A 623-nucleotide genomic window follows, 5' to 3' on the forward strand; every position below is an offset into this window, starting at 1 on the left:
GTTGATCTCATTCAGCACATCCTTGCCATTTGTTAACGCTGATCCTTTTGGCAATGCAACCGTCTGCCATTCCTTGGAGAGAATGGCGAGCGGTGTAAAATCGGCCATTTTTAATTTGCTTTGCCCGAGAAGATCATTGCTCAATATTAAGCTGGACGTCATGCTGATGGTTTGTTTGCTGCTTTTATTGACATATTTCCAGCCTTTCTCTCCCCCGCCGCCGGATTTATAGACGATATGAACATCACCCTTCACGATCTGCTTCTGCCTCAAAATAGATTGGATCGCCTGCGCTGTGACATCCCAGCCGCCAGAAGGCTCAGCGGGGACGACAATTTCTATCGGCCCGTCAGGCAGGCGCGGCGCAGCCGCCTGCCTGATATCACCCTGCATAAAGATCAATAGAAAAATCAATAATATTATAGATTTTTTCATATCTAATCCGCCGCCAAATAATATTTTCTCTCCGGCCTGCCGATAATCCCGTATTCAAGCTCGGCTCTTGCTTCTTCCTTTGACACAAGGTACTCGGCATAACGGCGGGCAGTTGTTCGTGACGCCCCCATTTTTTCCCCAAGTTCCTCCGCTGTCAATCCTTCTGACGCAGTCTGAAGCGCTTCCTT

At 48.5% G+C, this 623-nt stretch carries 2 pseudogenes; both read right to left on the bottom strand.

From position 1 onward, the window contains the following. Window positions 1-435: pseudogene (locus ACWHAR_RS28885) on the bottom strand (tripartite tricarboxylate transporter substrate binding protein); the annotation flags it as partial. A gap of 2 nt (window positions 436-437) precedes the next feature. Further along, window positions 438-623 (bottom strand): annotated as a pseudogene (gene citT, locus ACWHAR_RS28890) (two-component response regulator CitT); the annotation flags it as partial.

The organism is Bacillus sp. LR--39 (genome assembly GCF_053613335.1).